Below are 25,295 nucleotides of genomic sequence, written 5' to 3'. Positions count from 1 at the left end.
CGCGCCCCGGGGCGCAGTGGGCACACGGGGTGACGGCCGGGTCCCACTCGGGGCAGGGCCGACGGGCCGTCCAACGAGAAGGAGTTGTCCGGGTGAACCTGTTGAACAGACTGGGACTGCGTACGGATCCGGTCGTCTTCTCCGCCTCCGCGACGCTGACGGTCGTGTTCGTCGTCGCCGCGATCGTCTTCACCGGCCCGGTGGACACGCTGTTCAGCTCGGTGTCGACGTGGATCATCGCCAACCTCGGCTGGTTCTACATCCTGGGCGTGACCACGTTCCTGGTCTTCCTGGCCTGGATCGGGTTCAGCCGGTACGGACGCCTGCGGTTGGGCGGGGACGGGGAGCGGCCCGAATACGGCAGCCTGGTGTGGTTCGCGATGCTGTTCGCGGCCGGGATCGGCACCATCCTGATGTTCTGGGGGGTCGCCGAGCCGATCAGCCACTTCGCCGATCCGCCGCAGGACAACGTCGAACCCGGGACGGCCCCGGCGGCCAGGCAGGCCATGGCGTACACCCTCTACCACTTCGGCCTGCACACCTGGACGATCTTCTGCCTGCCGGCGCTGTGCTTCGCCTACTTCGGCTACCGGCGGGGGCTGCCGCTCCGGGTGAGCTCGGTCCTCCACCCGTTCCTGGGTGACCGGATCCACGGGCCGATCGGCAAGAGCCTCGACGTCCTCGCCGTCATCGGGACCCTGTTCGGCGTCGCGGTCTCGATCGGGCTGGGGACGTTCCAGATCAACAGCGGACTGGCCACCCTCTTCGGGGTGGAGGTGAGCAAACCCGTGCAGGTCGTGCTGATCGCCGTGGTCACGGTCATCGCGACGATCTCGGTGTCGCTGGGCCTGGACAAGGGCATCAAGTGGCTGTCCAACATCAACATCGTGCTGGCGGTCGGCCTGCTGCTGTTCATCCTGGTCACGGGTTCCACCCTGTACCTGGTCAGGGGGACCGTCGAGATGACGGGGGTCTACCTGAGCTGGCTGGTCCCCCTGTCGTTCTGGAACGACACCTTCGGCGACACGGGCTGGCAGGGCACCTGGACGGTGTTCTACTGGGCCTGGACGATCACCTGGTCGCCCTTCGTGGGGATCTTCGTCGCCCGCATCTCCAGGGGCCGCACGATCCGCGAGTTCGTGCTCGGGGTCCTGGGCCTGCCCACGGCCTTCACCATCGTCTGGTTCAGCGTCTTCGGGCTGTCCGCGTTCGACATCGAGATGAACGGGGCGGGCGGGCTCGTGCGGGCCGTCGTGGTGGAGGAGGACATCCCCGGCGCGCTGTTCGCCTTCTTGGCGAACTTCCCGTTCCCCGTCCTGATGGCGGCCCTGTCGGTGCTGATCGTGGTCGTCTTCTTCACCACGTCGTCGGACTCGGCCTCGCTCGTGGTCGACATGCTGTGCTCGGGCGAGCAGGACGTGCAGCCGGTGCGCCAGCGCGTCTTCTGGGCGCTGACCGAGGGGGTGGTGGCGGCCACGTTGATCGCGGCCACGGGCCGCTCCGGGCTGGACGCCCTGCAACAGGTGATCACCGTCATCGGCCTGCCGTTCTTCGTCATGGGGTTCCTCATGATGGCGGCCCTGCTGCGCTCGCTGAAGACCGAGACCGTGCCGCCGACGCGGCCGCACCAACCGCTGGGGCTGCACCTGCCGCACCTGCCGCACCAGTGGCACAGGCCGCTCCGGGAGCCGGAGGCCGAAACGCCCGGCAGGCCCGGCGCGGCCAGGCCGGGCGACCGGTAGCAATGGGGTTTCCGGGGCGGGGGTGATTCGGTGCCGGGAATCCGCCGACCGGATCGTCGGGGTGTTCTCGTGCGCGGCGCGGTGACGGGGCGGCGACGAGCGGGGGGCCGGGGCCGCGTCCAAGATGACCGTTACAGGAGGCTCTCGTCGATGATCTTGAGCCTTCTGCCCGTTTCAGGGCCTTGAAGGGCGGAAAGCTCATGATCATTCCGAGCGAGGGCGTCGTCGATCCGCGCTTCGGCGCGGTCCGCGACGTGGTGTGGACGCTCGGCTTCCGGCACGACGAGGGCGAGGTCGGGACGGGCGGCATCGGGGGCGGCGCCGCGTGGTGGTCGCCGGAGCGCGGCTACGCGATGGCCTGCCTCACCCGGCGCCTGGCCGACCACTCCCGGGTGGACGCGGTCGCCGCCGTGGAGGAGGCGCTGGACGACGCTCCCGAAGGGCGGGTACGCCCCGGGGCTTGACCCTGCCGTTGGCGGCAGGGTCGCAGGATTCCGCGCATGGACAGTTCACAGCGGCAGGACAGGGTGGTCGTCGTCACCGGCGCGGGCACCGGGATCGGGCGCGCGACGGCGCGCGCGTTCGCCGGGGAGGGCGCGCGGGTGGTGGCCGTGGGGCGGCGGGCGGAACCGCTGGCGGAGACCGCCGGGGGGCACGCCGGGATCGGGCCGCTGCCCGCCGACATCACGGCGGAGGGGGCCGCGGGGAGGATCGTGGACGCCGTCCTGGAACGGCACGGCCGGTTGGACGTGCTGGTCAACAATGCCGGGATCGTCCGGGGGGAGGCCCTGGGGGCGCTCACCCCCGAGGCGATCGGGGCGCAGTTGGCGACGAACCTGACCGCGCCGGTCCTGCTGGCGCAGGCGGCGCTGCCCGCGCTGGAGGTCCGGGGCGGGGTGATCGTGAACGTGAGCACGTCGGTCGGGCAGCGGGCCTGGCCGGGGAACTCGGTGTACGCGGCGACGAAGACCGCCCTGGAGCTGCTCACCCGCAGCTGGGCGGTGGAACTGGCGCCGCGCGGGATCAGGGTTGTCGGGGTGGCGCCCGGCGCGGTGGACACCCCGATCGGCGCGCACCAGGGGTTGTCGCCCGAGCGGATGGCCGCGGTCCGGGAGTGGCAGGTCGCCAACACGCCGATGGGGCGGATCGGCCGCCCCGAGGAGGTCGCGTGGGCGATCGCGCGGCTGGCCTCGCCGGAGGCCTCGTTCGTCACCGGGGTGATCCTCCCGGTGGACGGGGGCGCCGTGGTCGCGTGATAGGAACGGGGCGGTGGAAGGGGGACCGGTGCGGATCGGCGAGCTGGCGCGGGTCACGGGTGCGACGCCCCGCGCGCTGCGGCACTACGAACACGAGGGGCTGATCGCCTCCCGGCGGGCGTCCAACGGCTACCGGGTCTACGACGAGGGCGCGGTCGCGCGGGTCCGCAACATCCGCTACCTGCTGGCCGCCGGCCTGGTCCTGGAGGACGTGCGCGCGTTCCTGCCCTGCCTGGACGGCGACATGGCCGCCGCGCCGCCGTCGGAGGGCGGGATCCGGATCGCCCTGGACCGCCTCGCCGTCCTCGACGCGCGCGTCGCCGCCCAGACCGAGGCCCGCGACCGCCTGGCGGCGGCGCTGCGCCGGGTGACCGGCGGGAGCCGCCCGGCCTCCTGACCGCGCCGGGGGTCAGCCGGCCCGGCCCAGGCTCGACGCGCGGACCCGCAGTTCGGGACGGAGCCGCGCGGACTCGACGTCCTCGCCCGCGATGAGCCGGACGAGCGTCCGGGCGGCCTCGCGGCCCATCGCGCGCATCGGCGAGCGGACCGTCGTCAGCGCGACCGGCAGCTCGGAGGCGAGCGGCACGTCGTTGTAGCCGACGACCGCGATGTCGTCGCCGACCCGCAGCCCGGCGTCGCGGATCGCGCCCATGGCGCCTATGGCGGCGAAGTCGTTCACGGCGAACAGCGCGGTGGGCCGGGGCGAGAGGGCGAGGAGCGCCTCGGCGGCCTCGCGGCCGCCGCGGACGTCGAACCGCGAGTTCAGCACGCGGTCCGCCGGGACGTCCACACCGGCGTCGGCGCACGCGCGCAGGAACCCTGCGGTGCGCTCGATCCCCGTCGAGGCGTACGGCTCGCCCGCGATGACCGCGACGCGGCGGTGGCCGAGGCCCAGCAGGTGCTCGGCGGCCAGCGCGCCGCCGAGGGGGTCGTCGCAGGTGACGGAGGGGACGCCGGGGAGGCGGCGCGAGGTGAGCACGGTCGTGACGCCGCGTTCGACGAGTTCGCCCACCAGCGGGGAGTCGGTCCGGGCGTCGCCGAGGATGAGCCCGTCGACGCGCGCGCCGAGCAGCGCCTCCACGCGGAGCCGCTGGACGGCGCGGTCGTCCCCGCTGTTGGCGACGACCGCCTGGTAGCCGGCGGCGGCCGACCCCTCCTCGATGCCCTCGTAGACGGTGGCGAGCACGAGGTCGGTCAGGCGCGGCACGACGACGCCGATCATCTTCGAGCGGCCGGTCCGCAGGCTGGCCGCCGCCGGGTGCGGCAGGTAGCCGAGCTCCCGGGCGGCCCGGCGGACGCGTTCGGCGGTGGCGTTCCCGACCCCCTCGCTGCCGCGCAGCGCGCGCGACACCGTCGTGATGTGCACCCCGGTGGCGCGCGCCACGTCGGACATCCGGACGGGGCCGCCCGTTCCGTGGGGCTCCCCGCCGGGGGCGTCCGGGCCGGGCGTGCCCGCGCCGCGGTCGGGAGAGTCGCTGCCCACCGTCGTCGTCCCCCCTTCACCCCGCCTCACGGACCGTGGCCATTCTGCCGTACGTCACGCGGCATTGGTCGCGTATGCACGAATTCGTAAATTCTGCGTTTCGCTCCTTGACGTGGCCCCGGCGGTTGCGGATCATCATACGCAATCGATTGCGCAAACGTTAGCGGAGGATCTGTGCGTCATCTTGCACTCCTGGCGACAGGCGGGACCATCGCCACGCGGGGGACCCCCGGAGGGCGCCGGGTCGAGGTGGACGCCGCCGGACTGCTCCGCGCGGCCGAGGCCGTCTGGGGCCCGGTGCCCCCGCGCGTCGAGACGCACGACGTGAACAGCGTCGCCAGCTTCGCGGCGGGGATCCCCGACGTGCTCGCCCTGGCCGCGCGGGTGCGCGCCGCGCTGAGGGACGCCGACGGGGTCGTCGTCACCCACGGCACCGACACCCTGGAGGAGGCCGCCTTCCTCCTGGCGCTCGCGCACGAGGGGACCGCCCCGGTCGTCGTGACCGGCGCGCAGCGGCCGTTCGACGACCCCGCGCCGGACGGCCCCCGCAACCTGGCCGCCGCGCTGCGCTGGGCGGCGTCGCCCGAGGCCGGGGGGACGGGCGTCACCGTGGTGTTCGCCGACGCGGTGCTGCCCGCCGTGGGCGTGCGCAAGACCCGGAGCCTCGGACTGGACGCCTTCTCCGCCCCCGGGCGCGGGCCCGTGGGGCACGTCGACGAGGCCGGGGTGCGCCGCCACCGGACCGCCCCCGCCCCCGCGCCCCTGATCGCCCCGGGCGCCGCCGACCTGCCGCGCGTCGACGTCGTCAGCCAGTACCTGGGGGCGGACGCGTCGGCGGTGGAGCACGCGGTCGCCTCGGGCGCGCGCGGCGTCGTCGTCGCCGGGTTCGGCTCCGGGAACGCCACGCCGGCGGTGACCCGGGCGTGCCTGGGCCTGCTGGAGTCGGGCGTCCCGGTGGTCATGGCGAGCCGGACCGGTTCGGGGCCGGTCGTCGGCCTCTACAACGGAGGCGGGGCCGACCTCGCCGCCGCCGGGGCGGTCTTCGCCGGAGACCTCTCGCCCTGGCAGGCGCGGCTGCTCCTGGCCGCCGCCCTGTCCGCCGAGTCCGGCGCGGCGGACCCGGACGCCCCGGCGCGGCGCTGCCGGACGTGGCTGCGCGAGGCCGGAGCCGTCGCGGCGGAGCCCCGGCCCTGACCCCTGACCCCGGGCCCCGGCCCGGGCACCGACCGAGAACCGAGACAACGAGAGGAAGTGCCGTCATGGCGAAGGAGATCCTGGTGGCGTACGGCGTCGACGTGGACGCCGTGGGCGGGTGGCTCGGCTCCTACGGGGGCGAGGACTCCCCCTGCGACATCTCGCGCGGGCTCTTCGCGGGAGAGGTCGGCGTGCCGCGCATGCTGGAGCTGTTCCGCAGGGCGCAGATCCCCACGACCTGGTTCTGGCCGGGGCACTCGATCGAGACGTTCCCCGGGGAGTTCGCGCGGTGCGTCGAGGCCGGGCACGAGATCGGCGTGCACGGCTACAGCCACGAGAACCCCATCGCGATGAGCCGCGAGCAGGAGGCGGCCGTCCTGGACCACTGCGTCGAGCTGATCGAGAACCGCACGGGCCGCCGCCCCACCGGCTACGTCGCGCCGTGGTGGGAGTTCTCCCCCGTCACCAACGAGCTGCTGCTCGAACGCGGCATCAAGTACGACCACTCCCTCATGCACAGGGACTTCGAGCCCTACTACGTCCGCGTCGGCGACTCCTGGACCAAGATCGACTACGACCGGCCCGCCCGGGAGTGGATGAGGCCGCTGGAGCGCGGCGCCGAGACCGACCTCGTCGAGATCCCCGCGTCCTGGTACCTGGACGACCTGCCTCCCATGATGTTCGTCAAGTCCAGCCCGAACAGCCACGGGTTCGTCAGCCCGCGCGACCTCGAGCAGATGTGGAAGGACCAGTTCGACTGGGTCTACCGCGAGAGCGACTACGCGGTGTTCACCATGACGGTCCATCCCGACGTCTCGGGCCGCCCGCAGTCCCTGCTCATGCACGAGCGGCTCATCGAGCACATCAACGGCCACGAGGGCGTCCGCTGGGTCACCTTCGACGAGATCGCCGACGACTTCAAGCGCCGCAACCCCCGCTCCTGACCGGTCCGCTCCGGAGCGGACCGGGGGACGCGCGCTGAGGCTCAGGGGTGCATGACCGCGCCCTTGAGGATCTTGTCCACGGCGTTGCGCGGGCCGTGGACGGCCAGGCCGACCAGGTCCAGCTGGTCCGTCGGGACCGCCCGCACGGCGGCGCGGTTGTCGCGGTCGTTGCCGGTGGCGAACAGGTCCGAGGTGAACACCGACATGGCCGTGCCGCGTCCGAGCGCGCGGGCGTGCGCCCCGGTCAGCACCTCCTTGGACCCGGCGAACACGAGCACGGGCTGGCGGAACATCGGCAGGTACCCGGCGTCCCCGGCGTCGACGTAGGGTTCGCCGACCACCTCCGGGACCGCCGTGCCGATCCCGCTGACGAGGAAGGCCGTCACGTTGAGGCGCTGCCAGGTGTGCAGGTCGTCGCGGAGCAGGACGGCGATCTTGGTGTCGAAGCGGACGGGAGGGTTCTCGGTTTCCATGCCCCGGATTCTGCCGCCGGGGCCGGTGCGCGGTCTTGTACGATCCTGGCATGGCCGCCCGCCCGGACGTCAAGGCGTGGCGCCCCTCCGTGGGAGGCGTCGCGGAGGTCTTCCACGCCCGTTTCACCGACCACGCGTACCCCATGCACACCCACGACGCGTGGACGCTGCTGCTCGTCGACGACGGCGTGGTGCGGTACGACCTCGACCGCCACGAGCACGGCGCGCTGAACGGCCCGGTGACCATCCTGCCGCCGCACGTGCCGCACAACGGCTGCTCGGCCACCCCCGGGGGCTTCCGCAAGCGGGTGCTGTACCTGGAGGCGGCACTGCTGGACGACGGCCTCATCGGGAGCGCGGTGGACGGCCCGACCCTGGACGACCCCGTCCTGCGCCGCCGGGTCCACCGGCTGCACGGGGCCCTGGCGCTTCCCGGCGAGGAGTTCGAGGCGGAGGGCCGCCTGGCCCTGATCCTCGATCGGCTGCGGTGGCACCTGCGGCACCGGGTCCCGCCACCGCCGCCGCGCCGCGACCGGCGCCTCGCCCGGGGCCTGCGCGGGCTCCTCGACGAGCGCGTCCGCCGGGGGGTGACGCTGGAGGAGGCGGCGGCCCTGCTGCACGCGCACCCCACGCACCTGGTGAGGGCGTTCGGCCGCGAGTTCGGCATGGCGCCGCACCAGTACCTGACGGCGCGCCGGATCGACCTCGCCCGTCGGCTGCTGCTCGCCGGGCAGCCCGCCGGGGCCGTCGCGGCCGCCGCCGGGTTCTACGACCAGTCCCACCTGACCCGCCACTTCAGGCGGGTCGTCGGCACCACCCCGGGCCACTACGCGCGCGCCGCGGGCAGACGGCGGTCCGCCTCCGGGTGAGGCGGGCGCGGGTCACCCGGACGGCGGCGGGGGCGCGTCCTCGCCCAGCACGGCGAGCAGCCGCTCGCGGTCGGCCTTGCGCAGCCCCGCGACGACCCGCTGGTAGGAGTGCCGGAGCATCTCCAGCAGCTCGTCGTCGGGCACGGTCCCGTCCAGGACGACGGTGTTCCAGTGCCGCTTGTCGGTGTGGTACCCGGCGGTCACGGCGGTGAACTCGGCGCGCAGCTCCAGCGCGAGGCCGGGCTCGCACTTGAGCGTGACGCGCGCGGGGTCGTCGCCGGAGGGGGCGCCGAGCAGGGCGAACATCTTCCCCGCGACCTTGTACACGAGCGTTCCCGGCCCGAACGGCTCGGTCTCGACGGACTCGGGGAACCACAGCGCGGCGTCGATGAACTGCTGCGGGGTCATGGGAGGGCTCCTCCTCGTCGGCTGGCGTCCGGCCGCGACCGGCGGCCCGGCACATCCTGGCACACGGGGGTGACGTTCCCCGGCCGTAGCGGACCGGCCGGGACCGGAAGAAGGACGGGGAGAAGGAGGCCGCCGGGCGCGGACCGGGTCAGACGCGCGAGGGCTCGGCACGTCTGCGCCGGTGGTAGTGGGCCGTGACCGCCACGAGCAGCGGTCCCCAGAGCAGCAGCGGCGCGTAGCAGGCGACGAGGACCGCGTGCTGGACCGGCGTGCCGATGGGGGGAAGGACGGCCATGGCGTAGCAGCCGTACCCCCAGAGGCAGGTCAGCGCGGCCGCTCCCGACAGCGCCGGGACGGTCACGGCGAGCGGCGGGATCCGGCGGCCCGCGAGGAGCGGGACCCAGCGGGGCACGGTCTCGCCCCACGGCCGGACCAGACCGAGCGTCAGGAACGCCAGCCCCTCCAGGACCACGCTGAGCGAGACGATGTAGACGGACTCCCAGACCCCTATGCGGCTGGTGTCGAACGCCACCAGCGGGACCCCGGCCACCAGGGCGATCCGCCACAGACCCGAGGGCAGGGAGACGAGTGCGGTGGCGTGGGCCGCGATGTTCGCCCACCGGGGGACGCCCGGGGAAAGTCGGTGCTCTCGGCCCGCCCGGGGCCTCTCGTACGCGCTCATGGGACGATGCTCCCCGCGATGCCGCTCCACCGCCTCCCTCCCGCGGGTGACCCCGGTCCCCGGCCGGAGGGAGTCCCCCGCGGGGGCCGCCCCCGGCCGCCGGGGACGACGTCCTCCGGCCCGCGCGGACGCGTCGTCCGCGCGGGCCGGTCCGGGTCCTACGCCAGGGCGTCGACGACGACCTCGGCGGCCTCGGCGATGAGCGCGTCGTCGTGCTCGGCGTCCTCGGCGTCGCGGCTGGACATGACGGCGAGGACGACGGGGTCGCCGTGCGGGGGCCAGAGGACGGCGATGTCGTTGCGCGTCCCGTAGCCGCCGGCCCCGGTCTTGTCGCCGACCTCCCAGCCGTCGGGGACCCCGGCGCGGATCAGCGCGTCCCCGGTCGTGTTCCCCTGGAGCATGTCCGTGAGGATCACGCGCTTCCCGGCAGGCAGGGCGTCGCCGAGCGCGTACTCGCGGAGGGTGGTGGCCATGGCGCGGGGGGTGCTGGTGTCGCGGGGGTCCCCGGGTACGGCCTCGTTCAGCTCGGTCTCGATCCGGTCGACCTGGGTGACGTCGTCGCCGACCTCCTCCAGCGCGGCGTCCAGGCCCTCGGGGCCGCCGAGCTCCTCGAAGAGCAGGTTCGCGGCCGTGTTGTCGCTGTAGCGGACGGCGGCGTCGCCGATCTCGCGCAGCGTCATGCCGGTGTCCACGTGCCGCTCGGTGACGGGGGAGTGGTCGACCAGGTCGTCCTCGGTGTAGGTGACGACCTCGTCGAGCTCCTCGACCGAGTTCTGCCGGAGCACGGCGGCGACGGAGAACGCCTTGTGCGTGGAGGCGTAGGCGAACCGCTCGTCGGCGTTGAAGGCGACGGCTTCGTCGGTGCCGGTGTCCACCGCGTAGACGCCGAGGCGGGCGTCGAACTCGCCTTCGAGCCGCTCGAACTCCTCCTCGTAGGGCGCGGGGGACTCCGCCGTCCCGGCGGCCGCCTCGAGCGCGGGGGCGTCGTCGGCCGCCGCGCAGCCGGTGAGCGGGATGAGCGCGGCCGCCGCCAGGGCGGCGAACTTCACGCGTGGGGTGAGCTGGATCGGCATGGGTCGGTGTCCTGTCCTCGGGTTCTCGGGTTCTCGGGTTCTCGGGTTCTCGGGGTCCGCGACGGCGTCCGGACCGCGTGCCGGAGTCGCCTCCGGTCGGCCCCTCGCGTGATCGCGCGACCACTTTCGGGTGCCATCGGGAAGTCTCACCGAGGGGACCGATGCTGTCGAAGACAAAAACGAGCGGTTCGATGCGGAAACGGCATAGCCTCTGGACGTGGACATGGTCAGCGCCTGCCGGGCGTTCGTGAGCGTGAGCGAGAGGGGCAGCTTCACCCTCGGGGCGGCAGCCGCGCGCATCCCCCAACCGGTGGCGAGCCGCCGCGTCGCGGCCCTGGAGAAGCACCTGGGCGCGCGGCTGTTCGACCGGTCGACGCGCAGGGCGACGCTCACGCGGTTCGGCCGCGACATGCTGCCCTCGGCGAAGCGCCTGGTCGAGCTGGCCGAGGCCATGGAGCACGACGCGGAGAGGGCCCGGCGCAGGCCCGTCCGCCTCGCGGTCCCCGACACCTGCTCCACCCGGGACCTGGCGCGCCTCGACGCCGAGGGGCGCCGGAAAGGCGTCCACCTGGACTTCCGCCCTGCCCCGCCGCCCTTGCGGGCGGAACTCCTCCGTACCCGCCAGGTGCGTGCCGCCATCACGGAGGTGGCCCAGGGCGAGGGCCGCTGGTCCGTGCCGCTGGGGCTGGCGAGCGCGGCCGCGCCCCGCGCGGACACCGTCTACGTCGAGACCCTCCGGGTCGGCCGCGCCGACCCGTCTCCGGGGCGCCGCGTCTGGATCCAACCCGAGGACGACGTCCCGCACATCCGCGACCGCGTGGTCCGGCTCGGGGACGCCGTCGGCCTCCAGCCCGCGCAGGTCGCCGTCGCGGGGTCCCTCACGTCGGCGGTGGCCGAGGTCCTCGGCTCGGCCGACTTCCTGCTGTCCTCGCCCAAGCAGGCCGGGGAGCTGGGGCTGCACTGGCGTCCGATCGGCGAGATCGGCCTCGAACGCGGCTTCGACGTGTTCGCGGGGGACGGGGACGAGGCGGAGCGCGTCCGGACGCTCCTCGGGGACGGGATCGCCCGGTGCCTCGGCGCGCCCGTCCCGGACGAGGAGGCCGGGTGAGCGCCGAGGCCCTCCTCCGGGAGCTGCGGAGCGCGCTCGACGACGCGGGCCTGCGCGGGTCGTTCCTCGTGCGGGACCTGCACTCGGGGGACGAGGTCGGGATCGAGCCGGACCTGGTGTTCCCCATCGCCTCCCTCGTCAAGGTCCCGCTCGCCGTCGCCACGCTCGAACGCGTCCGGAGGGGCGAACTCGACGGAGCCGAGCGGATCCTGGTGCGTCCGGGCGGGATCACCGCCCCGGGGCCCACCGGGCTCAGCAAGTTCCGGCATCCGGCCCTGGTCGCGATCGACGACCTGGTCTACCTCAGCACCTCGATGAGCGACGGCACGGCGGCGGACGCGCTGTTCGACCTCACCCCGCCCGCCGAGGTCGCGAGGTCGCTCCAGGCGGTCGGGCTCCGGGGCATCACCGTCCGGCACACGATCCGCGACCTCAACGAGACCCCGGCGGAGCGCCTCGACCCCGACGACGTCCACCTCGCCCACTCCCTGGCCATCGGGGCGGGGACGGCCGGGCGCGGGCACCGGGTGGCCCAGCTCGACGTCACCCGCGCGAACTCGGGATCCGCGCGGGCGTGCGTCGACCTGCTGCGGGCGCTGTGGACGCCCTCCGCGATCGCCCCGGAGGTCGCGGAGCGGGTGCGGGCGCTCATGGGCGACAACGTCCTGAGGCACCGGCTGGCGCCCGACTTCAGCTCCGACGCGTCGAAGTGGTCCTCCAAGACCGGGACCCTCCTCAACCTCCGCCACGAGATCGGCGTCGTCGAGCACGCCGACGGCCAGGCGTTCGCCGTGGCCGCCCTCACGGAGTCGAGCGTCCCCGCCATCAGCCAGCCGGGAGCGGAGGCACTGATGGGCCGGGTGGCCCGGGCCCTCCGCGACCACCTGCGGGGCGGGTAGGCCTCAGCGGAGGAGCGCGCGGACGGTCCGGGTGACGCGCTGCCAGAGGGTGGGCCTGCGTTTGCGGGCGTAGTAGTCGGGTGTGGCGTGGGCGGGCCAGTGGTCGCCGTGTCGGTGGGTTCCGGCGGCGATGGCGCGCAGGCGGGCGATGGAGTCGGCGCGCTCGCGGTCGGCGGGGAAGTCGTCGCGGGTGGGCCAGCGCCCGGTGACGGGGTGCGGTTCGAGCGGGTGCAGGAAGCGGGGGTCTGGCAGGAAGCGGGGCGGTCGCGGCGCGGGGGTGGGTGTGGGGGCCGGTGCGGGGGTCGGGGGCGGTGTCCATCCGACGGCGATCTCGGGGCGGAGGTCGGCGAGTCGCCGGATGAGTGCGGCGAGGTGCGCGTCCTGCCGTCCGGTGTCGAGAGTGCCGGGGGTTCCGGGGATGCCGAGGGCACCGAGGGCACCGGGGATGCCGGGGGTGCCGGGGGTGGCGAGGATGTCGCCGTGTGTGACGGTGACGGTCATGGGTGTCGGGTCCTTTCCGGGGGTCTTTTCGGGGTGGCGGCCGTGGTGGTCGTCGAGGGGGTGCGGGGCCGGGGGCCGTGACGGGGCGGCGACGGCGCGCGGGTCGGAGGAGGGGCGGTTGGCGCTCCGGTTGTCCGTGGTGTCCGTTTTTCTTGGTGATCTTGACGTTTTCGGGGTCTCAACCGCGTCCGAGACCCCGAAAACGTCAAGATCGCTGAGGAGACGCCGCTCGGGGGCTGTGGTTCAGGTGGTGTGCACGAACCGGGGGAGGCCGGTCGGGACTTGTGCGGGGTCCAGGGGTAGGTCGGCCCACACCACCAGGCCCAGGTTCAGGGTGGGGTGGGCGTACACCGGGTAGAAGCCCCAGCTCTTCGCGATCGCCGACACCATGAGCAGGCCCCGGTGGCGTTCGGAGGTGAACCAGTCGTCCCCGGCCAGTTCCGCCACAACGGGCCGGGTGTCGGTGAAGCCGCCGTCGGCGACCTCCACCCGCAGCAGCCCCGCCTCGGGCAGCGACAACCGCCGTACGACCTCCCCGCCCTCGCCTCCGGAGGCGGTGTACTCCACCGCGTTGGCGAACAGCTCCGAGACGCACAACTCCACGTCGTCCACCAGCCCCGGAGCGAACCCGCCCAGGTCCTTGCGCACGTGCGAACGCACGACAGCGGCTTGCTTCAGCGACCCCTCGTAGATACGCGGCTCCCACCGCACCGGCGAAAACGCCCCAGACGACACCACAGACAACACGAGTACCCCCACAGGACCAGGCCGCCGGTGGCGGCGTGAGTGCTTCTTCTGGTCTCCATCATGGAGTCGTAAGCCTGAAAATACAACAGCCTGATAAATCTATGGTTCATTTATCCGGTAATGAGAAGTTCAGGCCGTTGTATATCATCGTCGAAACCACTTCCATCAGAGGGAAAGGCAGTCATGTCCAAGGCGATGCCGGTCCGACGGCGGCACCTGATCATCCAGTTGCGGAGACTGCGCAACGAAGCAGGTCTCTCCCAAAGCGACGTGTCCAAGGAGATGGGATGGGACCGACAGAAGATCCTGCGTATCGAGACCGGACGCTTCCAGCGGATCAACAGCGCCGACGTGATGGCACTGTGCCGTCTCTACCAGGCATCCGAAGAACAAGGCCGCAAGCTGGTGGAGATCGCCCTGCAGTCCCGCAGGAGCAAAGAGTGGTGGTTCAGGTACAAGGACCTGTTCCCCGGCCACTTCATCGAGTTCGAGGCTGAGGCGACCGAGATCCAGGACTTCACTGTCGGCTTGATTCCCGGCTTGTTCCAGACCCCCGACTACATCGCCGCTCTCATGGAGCGAGCGGCCGACATCTCCGAACCCGAAGCCCGGAACCGGACCAGAGCGCGACTCGAACGCCAGGACGCGATCTTCAATCGGTCGGTACCGCCGTCGATCTGGTCCGTCATCGACGAGGCCGCCCTACGGCGACAGGTCGGCGGAGCCGAGGTGATGCGCGACCAGGTACGGCATCTGCTCGAACTCTCCAAACGGGAGTACGTGAACATCCAGGTGATCCCCTTCGAGGCAGGGGCACACGCGGGGGGAACCATTCCCTTCGTGATCCTCGGCTTCGAGGGCGGGACCGACTCGGTGGTCTTCTTCGAGTCGCCGGATGACGGCCAATACGTCGAGGACGAAACCGGCATCAAGCGCCATAAGCTGATCTACGACCGAATCCAGGCGACGGCCCTCTCCGTTGAGGATTCTGCGGAGTTCATGGCGTGCCTGCTCTGAACTGGCTTGTTCCGAAACGAGATGGTGCCTCATGGACCTCAGCACAGTCGCTTGGCGTACGTCCAGTTACACCAACGCCAACAGCGCCAACTGCGTCGAGGTCGCCGACACCCCCGAGGCGTCCGCTGTGCGTGACACCCAGAACCGCCACCTCGGCGCGCTTCTCTTCGACTCCGCCGAGTGGCGCGCCTTCCTCACCGCCGCCAAGCACGACGCCCTCTGAAGGTCAGAACTGCGGTGATCTTGACGTTGACGTTTATTTTGTCCGTTTTGCAGAACGCTGACGTCAAGATCACCGCGTTCGTTGCCGACGTGCGCGAAGTGACCCGGGTCTACTGACCGTCCTCGGCGACGGCCGCCGTCAGCGCGGTGGCCAGTTCGTCGAGCCCGTTGAAGCGCCAGTCGAAGCGGTCGTAGTTCGTCGGCGGATCCCCGACCGGTCGCTGGACGTAGGCGGTCCGCATGCCCCTCGCCTGGGCTCCGCGGAGGTCCCAGGCGTGGGCGGCGACCATGAGCACACGTTCGGCCGGGTATCCGGTGGTGTCGATGGCGAGTTGGTAGACCTCCGGAGCCGGTTTGTAGGCGAGAACGGTTTCGGAGGACAGGGCCTGGTGCCAGCGCAGCCCGGCGTGCGCGTTGAGCCGCAGCAGAGCGGTGGAACCGGCGTTCGAGAGCCCGAGCACGGGGAACCGCCGCGCGAGCCGTTCGAGACAGGCGACGGAGTCGCCCCAGGGGGGAAGGCGCTGACCTGCTGTGGCCAGTCGGGCGATGGCCGCCGGATCGGTGAGTCCGGCATGGTCGGCCACCCGTTGAGCGGCCTCCGCGTCGATGATCTCGGTGCCGGCGTAGGCGCGGTGCCCTCGCGCGATGCGGTGCTGCTCCCGTTCGACGTACCGCTGCCACAAGGCGAGCAGTTCGTCGGCGGACGCGTCGTCGGACGTCGGCAGCGCGTCGCGGATCGCCGCTCGCAGCCCGCCGGGTTCGTCCACCAGCGTTCCGAGGACGTCGAAGACGACGGCCTCGATGTCGCGGATCCCGGCCATGCGTTTCCCCGTTCGCCTCGGCGTCACCTGTTCAACCGGTGACGATCTTGTCATCGGTGCCGTTACCGGTCAAGATGGTGACGTGGATTTCGCGTTCGTGAGCGGCAACCCGGCTCTCGACCTGGCCGGCACCGTCAGGTCTCGTGGAGACGAGCCCGTCGATCTCCTGGCCACGCCCGCCGACCTTGAGCGGTGGGTGGCCGAATGCGACGGGCTCCCCGACGGTGTCACCGCCGACTTCGCAGCCTTCGAGTCCGCGCTGTCACTGCGGGAAGCCGTCTACCGGCTCGCTCTCGACCGCGTGCTCGATCGGCCCTTCGACCCGGGCAGCCTCGAAATCGTCAACGGCACGGCCGCTGGGCCGGTCCCCACGGTCGAGCTCGCAGACGCGGGGCTGCGTATGTCGGGGGGCATCCTCGCCGTGCTCTCCCAACTGGCGAGGAGCGGTATCGCCGTGCTCGCCGACCCCCGGGCCCGTCTCAAGGAGTGCGGTCGCGCCAACTGCGCCCGCATCTACCTCGACCGATCGCGCGGCGCCCGGCGCACCTGGTGCGGGATGGACGAGTGCGGCAACCGCGTCAAGGCCGCGGCGTATCGGGCCCGCAGACGAGCCTCGGCCCTGGCCGAGAGTCGCGAGCCCGGGGAAGCCACCTGACGCCGATGCCCAGAACCGCCGCCTCGGCGCGCTTCTCTTTTGATATCCCAGGGAAGCGGTCCGGGCCTTTTCCGGCCCGGGCCGTCTCCGCGAGGCGCCGCCCTGGGGAGAATGGCGGGAAGATCCGACAGTTCGACTGGGGGAACAGGTGTCCGGAACTACTCAACTGCGCACGTACACGGTCAAGGAGGGCCTGCTCGACGAGTGGGTGGAGCGGTGGCGGTCGGAGATCGTCCCGCTGCGGTTGGAGTTCGGGTTCGTGCTCGACGGGGCGTGGATCGACCGGGAGCGCAACCAGTTCGTGTGGACCATCGCCTACGACGGCCCCGAGACGTTCGCCGAGCGCAACCAGCAGTACTGGGCCTCGCCCAAGCGCGAGGCGATGAGCCTGGACCCCAAGGACTACCTGGTCAGCACCGACGTGCGCGAAGTGACCCGGGCCTACTGACCGTCCTCGGCGACGGCCAGCATGTGCGCCCGGCGTTCCTCCACCGTCAAGGATCGGAAGACCCGTCTCCGCGCCAGGAGCTGGAGCCGCTCCAGATCGACCTCGGCGGGCCATACACGAACTGTGGTGTCGAAGGAACCCGAGACCACGCTCCTGGCATCGGATGTCCAGTCGACACAAGTCACCCGATCGCGGTGCATACCGATTACGCCGATCTCGGAACCGTCGCGTGGCTCCCACAAACGCACCGTCCGGTCGTAGGACCCGGTGGCGATCCGGGTGCCGTCGGGTGACCAGGACACGCACGGCACCCGGCCTTCGTGGCCGCGCAGGACCGCGCTCTGCGTCCCTGTTGAGATGTTCCAGATCCGTGCGGTCCAGTCGGCCGAGGAGGTGACCAGGTGGCTCTCGTCCGGTGACCACGACACCGAGTCAACCCAGTTGTCGTGCCCGTGCAGAACAAACCGCTCGCGTCCCGTGGACAGGTCCCACACCCGCGCGGTCCGGTCGTCGGAGGACGAGGCGATCATCCCTCCGCCGGGTGACCAGTCCAGACCCACCACCCAGTCCTGGTGGCCGGTGAGCACTGTGAGAAGAGAACCGTCGAACGCGTCCCAGATTCTGATGGACCGGTCCTGGGCACCGGTGGCCAACCGGGTTCCGTCAGGCGACCAGGCCGCCGATTCAACGATGGCACTGTCATGGTCGAGGATGACCGGTTGCCGTTCGCCACCGACGAACCACAACACCCCTCGGCGGTCGATACCGCAGGAGACCAAGCGTTGCCCGTCGGGGGAGCACGCGACAGCGCGGATTTTGCCACCGTGCTGATGAAGGGAGGACGCACCGTCGTTCTCGCCGAGTCCACCCAACCGAACGGTTCCGTCCTCTGCCGCGCTGACGATCACCGCCCAATCCCGGACGCATCGCACCGACGTCACGGATGCGGTGTGCGAGGTGTGGACCTTCCGTTCCACCGTCTGTGGAATGAGATCCCACACACGAGCGGTCCCGTCCTCTGATCCCGTCACCAGTCGCCGCCCATCGGGGGACCAGGCAACGCCCCAGACACCGTCATCGTGTCCCCGCAGTACGGCCTTCTCGTCGGCGTCCGACGCGGAGAAGACCCGCGCGGTTCGGTCCGCCGATGCGGTGGCCAGGCTTTTTCCGTCGGGGGACCAGACGACGTTCCACACGCGGTCGCGGTGGCCGCGGATCAGGAGGCTCTGCCGCCCGTCCGAGGCGTCCCATACCCTGACCGTGTGGTCCCCTGAAGCCGTGGCGATGGACCGGCCGTCCGGTGACCAGTCGACACCTTCGACGAAGTCCTGATGCCCTCGCAGAACCAGTTGGGGCTTCGCGCTGATGATGTCCCACACGATGACGTTTTGATCGTGTGAGGCGGTTGCCAGCCGATCCCCGTCAGGGGACCACTTGATGCCGAGGACATTGTCCTCGTGACCGACCAGACTTGCCGAGAGGCGCCCGGTGGCCACCTCCCACACCCGTACGACGCGGTCCCGGGAGGCCCCCGCGATCCAGCGACCGTCAGGGCTCCAGGCCACCCCGCGCACCACGTCGGTCGCGTCGGCAAACCGTGTCGTGCTCTCCCCCGTCGCCACGTCCCACAACCGCACCGTGCGGTCCCGGGACGCGGTGGCCAGACGGGTGGAGTCGGGGGACCAGGCAACCATTTCCACCATCCCCAGGTGTCCCGTGAGATCCCGCGTCGTCTCACCGGTCTCCGCGTCCCAGACCCGGGCCGTCCCGTCCCGCGACGCGGTCGCGATCATGGTCCCGTCAGGTGACCAGGCGATGTTGCGGACCGTATCCGTGTGCCCCTTCAGTACCAGACGCCCATGGCTGAAGGACAGCGCCGCCATCAGCGCGCGTTGGACCACGGGTGTGGGCGCGCACTCGCTCAACGCGGCGAGGGACAGCAGAACAGCCAGTTCCGGGTACTGCTCGACGTTGGCCAAGACGTATTCGGCGATCCCTTTGGACACACGTAGGAGGAATCCCTGGTCACGGCGTTTCGACGCTTCCACGAACGCCACGAGTTCGGAGGTCTCCTGCCCCACCTGCCGCAGGCCGTCAAGCCACTGCTCGGCGAGGGCCAACCGCTGACCGCCGAGCAGGTAGTCCGGACTGCGTTCGGACCGTTCCCAGTCGGCGGCCCACCTTTCCAGTTCGGCGCGTTGCCTGAGCCGTTCGGCGTGGGTCCGGACCTCCTGGCGCAGCGGCGCCCACTGGCGAAACAGCGCCTCGTGGGTGACCTGCGCGGTGGGGCTGCCGTCGTGGACGTCGGATACCAGAAGGCGGGCATCGACGAACGCGTCCACGATCCGCCGCTGCGCGGGTTCCAAACTCCCCAACGGGACCCGTCGCCGGGTGGCGTCCTCGCTCGTCACTGTCACGAAGAGCAGCAGCACGCGCAGTACCTCGGCGGGGTCACCGTCATCACGTAGCTCCGCGACCACTTGGTCGGCGTGCCGAGAGAGCGCGCCCCCTACTCCGCCCAGAGCCGCGTAGTCGTGCAGGGTCGCGGTGCGGCCAGCCCCTACGCTCAGGTAGAGCTCCTGGAGCAGATACGCGAGAAGGGGGAGCGCGTCACCGCTGCCGGTGTCGGCCACGATTCGCTCGATCAGTCCTGGCTCCAACCGCAGGCCCGCCAACGAAGCGGGACGTTCGATCACCTCCGCCAGGCCGGCCCGGTCAATGGCGCCGATCGCCACCGGGCTGGTGAAGAGCCGGGAGTGCTCACCGGAGAGCAGGTCACCGAGGAACTCCACCCGCAGAGTCGCGACGACCCGCAGATGCCGATCTCGGCGCAAGGCTTCGGTAACAGAGGCCAGGAACAGGTTCCGGTCGCGTTCCCCGCTGAGCGAGGCCAACTCCTCCAACTGGTCGATTACCAGGAGGGTGCGGCCGAGCCTGCGTCCTTTCTCACGCCGAGCTCTGGCCAGCAGCGAAGCCAGCTCCGTCTCGGATCTGCGGAGTCGCCGGCTCACCGATTCCACCGATTCGTCCAGAACATCGGAAAGACTCCGGGCCAGTGCACCGAGGGGATCGGTGCCTGGAACGATCGGCCGGAGAACCATCCATCTCTGCGCGCGGAGCCGCGGGAGCACCCCCGCCTGTACAAGGGAGGACTTGCCACTGCCCGAGGCCCCGACGACGGTGACGAAGCGGGCCGGGGTGTCGGTTCCCGATTCGTGCAGACGGCGCACGACCTCGCTGATCTGGACGTCGCGGCCGAAGAAGACGGCTGCCTCGTCCTCGTTGAACGCCTCCAGACCGGGAAACGGAATGCGTGACCGGTCCCAGGTCAACTCGGGGTCGGGAGGGTTCTCCAACCGGTAGGCGACGAAGTGGCCGATGACCAGTGCCACGAGCAGTAGAGCCAGACCAGGCAGAGCGGCGCGTTCGAGGATGTTCAGCGGAAACGGGGCGTTGCCGTCGTTCGTCGCGTAGTTCGTGACGACCCCGAGAAGGCTCGCCGCGAGGACGAGAAACAGCTGGAGGAGTAGTCCGAGCCGCTGCCGACGCCGCACGATGTCTCCGCTTCAATTGTCGAGGGTGTGGGCTCCCACCCGGTTTCGGGCATGCAGAAGCCACGTCCACCGCACGACGGTACGCGGGGAGCGACCGCGCGTAAAGCGATTGGCCTGCAATGGCCACGGCTGGGGTGCGGTACGGAGCCGATCCACCTGAACCGGCCGAACCCATGGGCCGGATCAGCCAAGGAACTACTGTGAACCGCCGACACGATCAATGGCGCAGGTCCAGCCAGAGCGGATCACACGACGAACGCGTCGAGGCCGTCCTCGTTCTTCCCCGGCGACGACAAAGACCAGCAACGGAGTGCTTTCTTGAATGGTCGGTGCGGTGCTCGGTCAGTACGGGAGTTCGGAGGTGTCCACGGCTTCGGCAATCTGGCGGCGCCCTTTCCCGTGACGGTCGCGGCGGGCCTGGAAGGCGAGGACGTCGGCGAGGCGAACCACCCGGTGGCGGCTTTCGGGGAGGTGCTCCGACGGGATGTCGCCGGAGTCGAGGAGCCGTACGACGAACGCCCTGGAGAAGCCCAGCAGTTCGGCGACCTCGGCCGGGGTGAGCTGGACCTCGGAGGCGAGCACGGTGACCGCGTGCCCGTCGGCCAGCTCACCGGCCGAGGCGATGAGGACCTCGACCAGTTCGGAGGGAAGGGACAGTTCCCTGCCGTCGGACATTCGCAGTACGACCTGTACTTCACCGGCCCTCATGAGGCTGGCCTCGGTCAGTACGTTCCGGTTGGAAGCTCTGGGAGTGACTCTGGTGGCTTGCGCCAGGACACTGCTACGCGCCATGTCGGCTCCTGCCCTTCATCACTGACAGTCGATATCTGAAATAAGTGCAACCCTGGTTCACTGTGTAAACCCAGCGCAGCGGTCCGTTCACAATGCGGCGGGAGCCGCTCCTACGAACTCTTCGTCGGCGACCTCCGTACTGTCTGAGAGCGGGGTCACGGCTCTCGCGGTCGACGCCCGACCGGCCACCGACGTGAGCGACCGCCCCGTCGCGTATGACCGCGTTCCGCCGTATCACCGTGGAGCCCGCAGGCGTGGAGGTCGGCCTTCCGTTTTCTTCGGTGATCTTGACCTTTTCGGGGGCTCGGAAGCGGTTGAGGCCCCGAAAAGGTCAAGATCACCGAGAAGGTGCAGGACTGCCGCTCCTGGTAGCGTTGAACCCGTCCGAATCGGTCGAACTCATCGGTCGGATCAGCAAGGAGCTACCGTGAACCGCCAGCACAGCCAGTGGCGCACGTCCAGCTACAGCGGTGGAAGCGGCGGTTCCTGCGTCGAGGTCGCCGACGCCCCCCAGGCGTCCGCTGTGCGTGACACCCAGAACCGCCACCTCGGCGCGCTTCTCTTCGACTCCGCCGAGTGGCGCGCCTTCCTCACCGCCGCCAAGCACGACGCCCTCTGATCTACTGCTCCGTCTTGCCGCGATCTTGTGGTTCTGTCAATGCCGTCCCAGAAGGACCCGACAAAGACGCAAGATCGCGGCGCAACCGCTCGGGTAACGGCTGCCGCCGATGCCGGAATCCGAGGCCCTGATGGGCTAGATGGCCTGGACCCTCCGCGATCGTCTGCAGGAGATGCAGGCCGGTCCGCGCCAGTACTGGAGGGACGAACCGCTCTGTGGTGACTTCTATGCGGAGATCCGGTCGAGGAAGTCCTGGACGTAGCGCCTCAGCTGGGGCTCGTCCAGGTCGCGCTCGTCCCGTAGCTCCGGATCGGCGCAGTACGAGTCGACCGCCCAGAAAAGCTCTTCGAGAGCTTCGTAGTCGGCTGGACCGAAAAGGCGTTCGTCTGTTTTGAAGAGCCGCAGGAAGGCCGTCTCAAAGGCCCTCGCCTCGATTTCCCCTTCGACGTAGCTCCTGGCCAGGTCGGCATATGGCGCCAGGGGAATGTCCACTAGAGCCCTCCGTGCTGCTGGACGTTCGCGAGTTGACCGGGACTCAGCTTCCAGCCGCTGATGAACTCGCCGCTCCTCGTCGTGATGACGTTGAGGCCGGTATTGGGGTCGAGGAAGTGGGTGACCGGTTCCCTGTGGTAGGTCCCCTGTATCTGGACCGTCCCGGGGGAGTCGATGTGGTTGTCGAGGGCCTCTCTGAACTCGTCGGCTTTCGCCCTGCTGTAGTCGCCTGAAATGCCGAAATCCTGTGCGTGCTTGAACTTCTTCTGCAGCTGTTTGTCGGTGTAGGTTACGCCGCACCCGTTGTTGTGTGCGAGCACGTCCACCTGACCAACTGCCACGTGGTAGGTGTGCAGACCGTCGACGGTCAGGTTGTGCACCTGCTGGTCGGTGGCGGGCCGCGACTCGGTCGCGGTGATCCGGACCCGGGCTCCGGTGGAGGTGTGCAGTCGGTCGCCGGGGGCCAGGTCGATGGCATCGGCCCACCGTCGGCGGTCGGGGAGCCAGAACGGGTGGGCTGCAGTGGCGGTGACTCTTCCCGTCGTGCCGGTGTCGTCGGTGACGGTGATCTCGACGAGGGTTTTCTCCCCGCTGCCGGTGATCAGGCGGGTGACCTCACGGGGACCGGACTCGCCGGTGGTCGGGTCGGTGGCCCACACCTCGTCCCCGACCATGACGGCCTCGATGGGGGTGTGCGTGCCGTCGGCCAGCAGAACGAGGGTGCCGGGCGGGAAGCTGTTGCCCGCGCACGGCGTGCTTTCGGAGTTCCGATCCCCTTCGTCCGCTCCGTTTCCCTCGTCTGGTTGATCCTCGCCACCCTCAACGTCCTCGCTGTCGGTGTTCGGTCCTCCACCGGATTCGGTGTCGGGCGGTCGGCCGGGTGCGTCTGGGCCTTTGCCGAGGAACTTGAGGACCTTCATGACCGCTCCGGCCCCGGGAATGAGCCAGCTTCCGATCTCCCACAGACCATGGCCGATGATGGCGGGCCAGTCGCCTTCAGCCCAGGTGTCGCGTAGTTCGTCGCTGAACAGCAGGCCGACCGGGTCGTTGACGATGGTGTCGACCAGGCCCAGGACGCTGTCGACCGGGTTGGTCGTGAGGGAGTCGATCATGCCCTGGATGTCATTGGAGACGCTGGTGCCCAGGGCTTCGGCGAACCGTTCGAGAATGCCGGCGCTGCCGTCCAGCGCGTCCAGGAGTGACAGCCACCAAGGCTTGCCCTCGTCATCGGCTGCGGCGTGGTCGTCGGGGATGACGACGTCGTTCTCGTTCACCAAGTCGTCGGGGTCGACGTCCTCAGGAGCGATGCCACCGTTGAACGCGAGGCGGAACTCGTTGCGCTGGTCCTGCTCAGGGCTGCGGCTGTCACCCGAGTAAGTGACCTCGCCGTCGGGACCCACCGAAGCAGCAGGCAGCGGTTCCCTCGCCGGATCGCCTGCGGCTGCGTCGCCGTCAGGGAGCGCGTTCCCGTCACCGAGAACCCGGTTCACCCCCGAGTACAGGGAGGTGGTGATCGTCGTGGTGATGCCGGTGTTGGACAGCGCCGCCACGATGGCGGCGACCAGCACGATGACTGCGGAGTACTCGGTGATGCTCACACCGCGATCGGGGCTGTGGATTCTGCGCAGCACTGCGATCCACCAGTCTCAGGGGGTGGGGGAGGAGGCAGGTCTCGGGCGGGCTCAGCCGCTCAGGCGGTCCCGGGATGGTCTGAGCAGCACGAAAAAGAGGACCAGGGCGGGAAGGACCAGGTTGGTCAGCCCTTGGGGCTCACCGTTTCCCAGTCGACCGATCCCCAGCAGAATCAGCACCACTTGCAGGACGACGATCCCCCACAGCAGACCTCGGCCGCCTCTGGGCGTCCGAAGTGCGCAGACCAGGGCGATGGTCCCGGGTATCGCCAGGTAGGCGAGTGCCCCCAGGACCTCGGGGGACACCCCGAAGGCCAGCAACCCGCCGAGAACCGTCAGGGCGGTGATCGCGGTGTAGGTGAACAGCAGGCCCCGCACGATCTTCAACGACCCCGGAAGCCCACCGCGCATGACCACTCCCCTGCCCTCGTGTCCGACGAACAGCAACGATAACGCAGAGAAACCAATCAAATGCGAAGAGGGAATGATCAGCGGAGCTGGCGGCAAAGAGCGGTGGTTGTCCCTGATCGGTGATCCATTGCAGGTTCTACCTGCATGTTTGCGTCCTTGAAGTGGAACCAATGAACACCCGGTGCACTCTGCCGCTGACCACTTCCGGTCAAGACTGGGTGGAGAACGGTGATCGGAAGATCTTCTCGAGTACGGGCAGCTGAGGGGCCGGTGATTCCTGTGTCGAGGTCGCTGGCATCCCGGAGCGCCCGCCGTGCGCGACACTCGGAACCGCCACCTCGGCGCGCTCCTCTTTGACTCCGCCGGATGGCGTGCTTTCCTCGCCGCTGCCCTCGTCGCAAGGGCCACTTGACAACGAGAGCTGGCGGAAGGGGCGACACCCGCTTCAACGGCACGGCACTGACACTGCCCGTCACCCACTCGTCGAGGCGACGGGCAGTACCAGTGCCTGTTTCTGAACTCTGTATCAGAAGGTCAAAGGGTGTCAGTGGTGAGCTGGCGCACCCGAGCCGCTACCGGACGAGATAGCTCTCGATGTGGTCGATCACCGCTGACACGGCCTGCCGGTAGGCGGTGCTCGACCGGCGGACCTGGGACAGCAGCATGCCGCCCTGAATGGCGGCCAGCAGGGCGGTGGCGAGCGCGGCGGTATCGGCGCGCTCGCTCAGCTCGCCTCGTGCCTGCATGCGCGCGAGTCCCGACCTGATGGGGTCTTCCCACCGGTCGAAGGCAGAAATGAGGCTGGTCCGCGCCGACTGGTCGCTGTCGGCGAGTTCGCTGGCGAGCGAGCCGATCTCGCAGCCGCCCTCGCATCCTCTTGCGTCCTGCCGGTTCCCTGCGCTGTCGCACCACTCGCGCAGGGCCTCGATGCTGTCCAAGCTGTCCAGCAGCGGACGCTGCTGGGCGAGCCGGGTGTCCGTCTGGTGGTCGATGACCGCCAGGACCAAGCCCTGCTTGTCGCCGAAGTAGTGGTAGATCTGCGACGCGCTGACCCCGGCGGCCGCCTGGATGTCCGGGATGCTCGTGCCTCCCGCGCCGTGGTGGAACATCAGTTCCGCAGCGGCCTCGATGATGCGTTCGCGGGTCTTGCGGCCGCCCTTGGTGAGCCGCTGGCTCTTCGACTCCCCGGCCTTCACTGGTGCGCTCATATGCCCACGCTACCCAAATTGGAATTGACATTCCAATTATGTCCTA

29 protein-coding genes are annotated in these 25,295 nt (G+C 70.3%); 15 read left to right on the top strand and 14 right to left on the bottom strand.

Annotated features, from left to right (window positions below; all coding sequences use genetic code 11):
- The first annotated feature begins 92 nt into the window (after window positions 1-92).
- From EV190_RS03750 to EV190_RS03735, 4 genes are all read left to right on the top strand, one after another.
- Entirely contained in the window at window positions 93-1,742 is a 1,650-nt protein-coding gene (locus EV190_RS03750) for a BCCT family transporter (RefSeq protein ID WP_243742315.1), read from the top strand.
- Window positions 1,743-1,942: 200 nt separating this feature from the next.
- Window positions 1,943-2,206, top strand: a complete 264-nt coding sequence (locus tag EV190_RS03745; protein ID WP_133739945.1) for a hypothetical protein — start codon at window positions 1,943-1,945, stop codon at window positions 2,204-2,206.
- Window positions 2,207-2,242: 36 nt separating this feature from the next.
- A complete protein-coding gene (locus EV190_RS03740; RefSeq protein ID WP_208113004.1) occupies window positions 2,243-2,998 on the top strand; it encodes an SDR family NAD(P)-dependent oxidoreductase in 756 nt (251 codons plus the stop codon).
- A 13-nt stretch (window positions 2,999-3,011) separates the two neighbouring features.
- Entirely contained in the window at window positions 3,012-3,395 is a 384-nt protein-coding gene (locus tag EV190_RS03735; protein WP_243742314.1) for a MerR family transcriptional regulator, read from the top strand.
- A gap of 12 nt (window positions 3,396-3,407) precedes the next feature.
- Here the strand turns inward: EV190_RS03735 and EV190_RS03730 are convergent, their stop codons facing one another.
- Window positions 3,408-4,481 (bottom strand): LacI family DNA-binding transcriptional regulator, encoded by a 1,074-nt coding sequence (locus EV190_RS03730; protein WP_208113003.1) that lies wholly within the window; start codon window positions 4,479-4,481, stop codon window positions 3,408-3,410.
- 174 nt (window positions 4,482-4,655) lie between these two features.
- Between EV190_RS03730 and EV190_RS03725 the strand changes: the two genes are divergently transcribed.
- Complete coding sequence (locus EV190_RS03725; protein ID WP_133739943.1) at window positions 4,656-5,675, top strand: asparaginase; 1,020 nt, start codon at window positions 4,656-4,658, stop codon at window positions 5,673-5,675.
- Window positions 5,676-5,740: 65 nt separating this feature from the next.
- Window positions 5,741-6,619: a polysaccharide deacetylase family protein gene (locus EV190_RS03720; RefSeq protein ID WP_133739942.1), complete on the top strand. Its 879-nt coding sequence runs from the start codon at window positions 5,741-5,743 to the stop codon at window positions 6,617-6,619.
- A gap of 41 nt (window positions 6,620-6,660) precedes the next feature.
- Here the strand turns inward: EV190_RS03720 and EV190_RS03715 are convergent, their stop codons facing one another.
- Window positions 6,661-7,092, bottom strand: a complete 432-nt coding sequence (locus tag EV190_RS03715; RefSeq protein ID WP_133739941.1) for a DUF2000 domain-containing protein — start codon at window positions 7,090-7,092, stop codon at window positions 6,661-6,663.
- A 50-nt stretch (window positions 7,093-7,142) separates the two neighbouring features.
- Between EV190_RS03715 and EV190_RS03710 the strand changes: the two genes are divergently transcribed.
- The gene (locus EV190_RS03710; RefSeq protein WP_133739940.1) at window positions 7,143-7,961 is read left to right on the top strand and encodes an AraC family transcriptional regulator; all 819 of its coding nucleotides are present in this window, start codon (window positions 7,143-7,145) and stop codon (window positions 7,959-7,961) included.
- 12 nt (window positions 7,962-7,973) lie between these two features.
- Here EV190_RS03710 and EV190_RS03705 read toward each other — a convergent pair whose 3' ends face one another.
- The 3 genes from EV190_RS03705 to bla all read right to left on the bottom strand — a co-directional run bounded on the left by EV190_RS03705 (window position 7,974) and on the right by bla (window position 10,124).
- A complete protein-coding gene (locus EV190_RS03705; protein ID WP_133739939.1) occupies window positions 7,974-8,369 on the bottom strand; it encodes an MmcQ/YjbR family DNA-binding protein in 396 nt (131 codons plus the stop codon).
- 148 nt (window positions 8,370-8,517) lie between these two features.
- On the bottom strand, window positions 8,518-9,051 hold the full coding sequence (locus EV190_RS03700) for a hypothetical protein (RefSeq protein ID WP_133739938.1): 534 nt from the start codon (window positions 9,049-9,051) through the stop codon (window positions 8,518-8,520).
- 158 nt (window positions 9,052-9,209) lie between these two features.
- The gene (gene bla / locus EV190_RS03695) at window positions 9,210-10,124 is read right to left on the bottom strand and encodes a class A beta-lactamase (RefSeq protein ID WP_133739937.1); all 915 of its coding nucleotides are present in this window, start codon (window positions 10,122-10,124) and stop codon (window positions 9,210-9,212) included.
- A 223-nt stretch (window positions 10,125-10,347) separates the two neighbouring features.
- On the opposite strand from bla, the gene EV190_RS03690 reads away from it, so the two are divergent.
- Window positions 10,348-11,232, top strand: a complete 885-nt coding sequence (locus EV190_RS03690; protein ID WP_133740167.1) for a LysR family transcriptional regulator — start codon at window positions 10,348-10,350, stop codon at window positions 11,230-11,232.
- Window positions 11,229-12,131 (top strand): serine hydrolase, encoded by a 903-nt coding sequence (locus EV190_RS03685; protein WP_133739936.1) that lies wholly within the window; start codon window positions 11,229-11,231, stop codon window positions 12,129-12,131. Before EV190_RS03690 ends, EV190_RS03685 begins: the two co-directional genes overlap by 4 nt.
- Before the next feature lie 3 nt (window positions 12,132-12,134).
- Here EV190_RS03685 and EV190_RS03680 read toward each other — a convergent pair whose 3' ends face one another.
- The gene (locus tag EV190_RS03680) at window positions 12,135-12,632 is read right to left on the bottom strand and encodes a hypothetical protein (protein WP_133739935.1); all 498 of its coding nucleotides are present in this window, start codon (window positions 12,630-12,632) and stop codon (window positions 12,135-12,137) included.
- A gap of 243 nt (window positions 12,633-12,875) precedes the next feature.
- The gene (locus EV190_RS03670) at window positions 12,876-13,343 is read right to left on the bottom strand and encodes an ATP-binding protein (protein ID WP_133739933.1); all 468 of its coding nucleotides are present in this window, start codon (window positions 13,341-13,343) and stop codon (window positions 12,876-12,878) included.
- Between the two features lie 219 nt (window positions 13,344-13,562).
- Here EV190_RS03670 and EV190_RS03665 point away from each other — a divergent pair, with 219 nt between their 5' ends.
- Window positions 13,563-14,396 carry a helix-turn-helix domain-containing protein gene (locus tag EV190_RS03665; RefSeq protein WP_133739932.1) on the top strand — a complete coding sequence of 278 codons (834 nt, stop codon included), beginning with the start codon at window positions 13,563-13,565 and terminating at the stop codon, window positions 14,394-14,396.
- Window positions 14,397-14,427: 31 nt separating this feature from the next.
- The gene (locus EV190_RS03660; protein WP_133739931.1) at window positions 14,428-14,619 is read left to right on the top strand and encodes a DUF397 domain-containing protein; all 192 of its coding nucleotides are present in this window, start codon (window positions 14,428-14,430) and stop codon (window positions 14,617-14,619) included.
- A gap of 109 nt (window positions 14,620-14,728) precedes the next feature.
- On the opposite strand, the gene EV190_RS03655 is transcribed toward EV190_RS03660, so the two are convergent.
- Entirely contained in the window at window positions 14,729-15,439 is a 711-nt protein-coding gene (locus tag EV190_RS03655) for a haloacid dehalogenase type II (protein WP_133739930.1), read from the bottom strand.
- A gap of 82 nt (window positions 15,440-15,521) precedes the next feature.
- Here EV190_RS03655 and EV190_RS03650 point away from each other — a divergent pair, with 82 nt between their 5' ends.
- A complete protein-coding gene (locus EV190_RS03650) occupies window positions 15,522-16,094 on the top strand; it encodes a CGNR zinc finger domain-containing protein (protein WP_208113001.1) in 573 nt (190 codons plus the stop codon).
- Between the two features lie 148 nt (window positions 16,095-16,242).
- Complete coding sequence (locus tag EV190_RS03645; RefSeq protein ID WP_133739928.1) at window positions 16,243-16,542, top strand: NIPSNAP family protein; 300 nt, start codon at window positions 16,243-16,245, stop codon at window positions 16,540-16,542.
- On the opposite strand, the gene EV190_RS03640 is transcribed toward EV190_RS03645, so the two are convergent.
- Window positions 16,536-20,096: a WD40 repeat domain-containing protein gene (locus EV190_RS03640; protein WP_133739927.1), complete on the bottom strand. Its 3,561-nt coding sequence runs from the start codon at window positions 20,094-20,096 to the stop codon at window positions 16,536-16,538. The two genes, EV190_RS03645 and EV190_RS03640, sit on opposite strands and share 7 nt — an antisense overlap.
- A 342-nt stretch (window positions 20,097-20,438) precedes the next feature.
- Window positions 20,439-20,771 (bottom strand): helix-turn-helix domain-containing protein, encoded by a 333-nt coding sequence (locus EV190_RS03635; protein ID WP_243742313.1) that lies wholly within the window; start codon window positions 20,769-20,771, stop codon window positions 20,439-20,441.
- 544 nt (window positions 20,772-21,315) lie between these two features.
- Between EV190_RS03635 and EV190_RS03630 the strand changes: the two genes are divergently transcribed.
- Window positions 21,316-21,507 (top strand): DUF397 domain-containing protein, encoded by a 192-nt coding sequence (locus EV190_RS03630; RefSeq protein WP_133739925.1) that lies wholly within the window; start codon window positions 21,316-21,318, stop codon window positions 21,505-21,507.
- A 225-nt stretch (window positions 21,508-21,732) separates the two neighbouring features.
- Here EV190_RS03630 and EV190_RS03625 read toward each other — a convergent pair whose 3' ends face one another.
- From EV190_RS03625 to EV190_RS03615, 3 genes are all read right to left on the bottom strand, one after another.
- Window positions 21,733-21,999, bottom strand: a complete 267-nt coding sequence (locus tag EV190_RS03625; RefSeq protein WP_166655363.1) for a colicin immunity domain-containing protein — start codon at window positions 21,997-21,999, stop codon at window positions 21,733-21,735.
- Complete coding sequence (locus tag EV190_RS03620) at window positions 21,999-23,597, bottom strand: colicin D domain-containing protein (protein ID WP_133739924.1); 1,599 nt, start codon at window positions 23,595-23,597, stop codon at window positions 21,999-22,001. Before EV190_RS03620 ends, EV190_RS03625 begins: the two co-directional genes overlap by 1 nt.
- An 84-nt stretch (window positions 23,598-23,681) precedes the next feature.
- A complete protein-coding gene (locus EV190_RS03615; protein WP_133739923.1) occupies window positions 23,682-24,041 on the bottom strand; it encodes a hypothetical protein in 360 nt (119 codons plus the stop codon).
- A gap of 313 nt (window positions 24,042-24,354) precedes the next feature.
- Here EV190_RS03615 and EV190_RS03610 point away from each other — a divergent pair, with 313 nt between their 5' ends.
- Window positions 24,355-24,453, top strand: coding sequence for a DUF397 domain-containing protein (locus tag EV190_RS03610; RefSeq protein WP_133739922.1), 99 nt, complete (start codon window positions 24,355-24,357; stop codon window positions 24,451-24,453).
- 160 nt (window positions 24,454-24,613) lie between these two features.
- Here EV190_RS03610 and EV190_RS03605 read toward each other — a convergent pair whose 3' ends face one another.
- On the bottom strand, window positions 24,614-25,249 hold the full coding sequence (locus EV190_RS03605; RefSeq protein WP_133739921.1) for a TetR/AcrR family transcriptional regulator: 636 nt from the start codon (window positions 25,247-25,249) through the stop codon (window positions 24,614-24,616).
- Window positions 25,250-25,295 lie beyond the last annotated feature (46 nt).

The sequence above is a fragment of the Actinorugispora endophytica genome (assembly GCF_004363075.1).
In the GTDB taxonomy this organism is placed as follows: domain Bacteria; phylum Actinomycetota; class Actinomycetes; order Streptosporangiales; family Streptosporangiaceae; genus Actinorugispora; species Actinorugispora endophytica.
The sequence above is the reverse complement of the archived record's forward strand: the minus strand, read 5'-3'. Positions and strand labels throughout refer to the sequence as shown.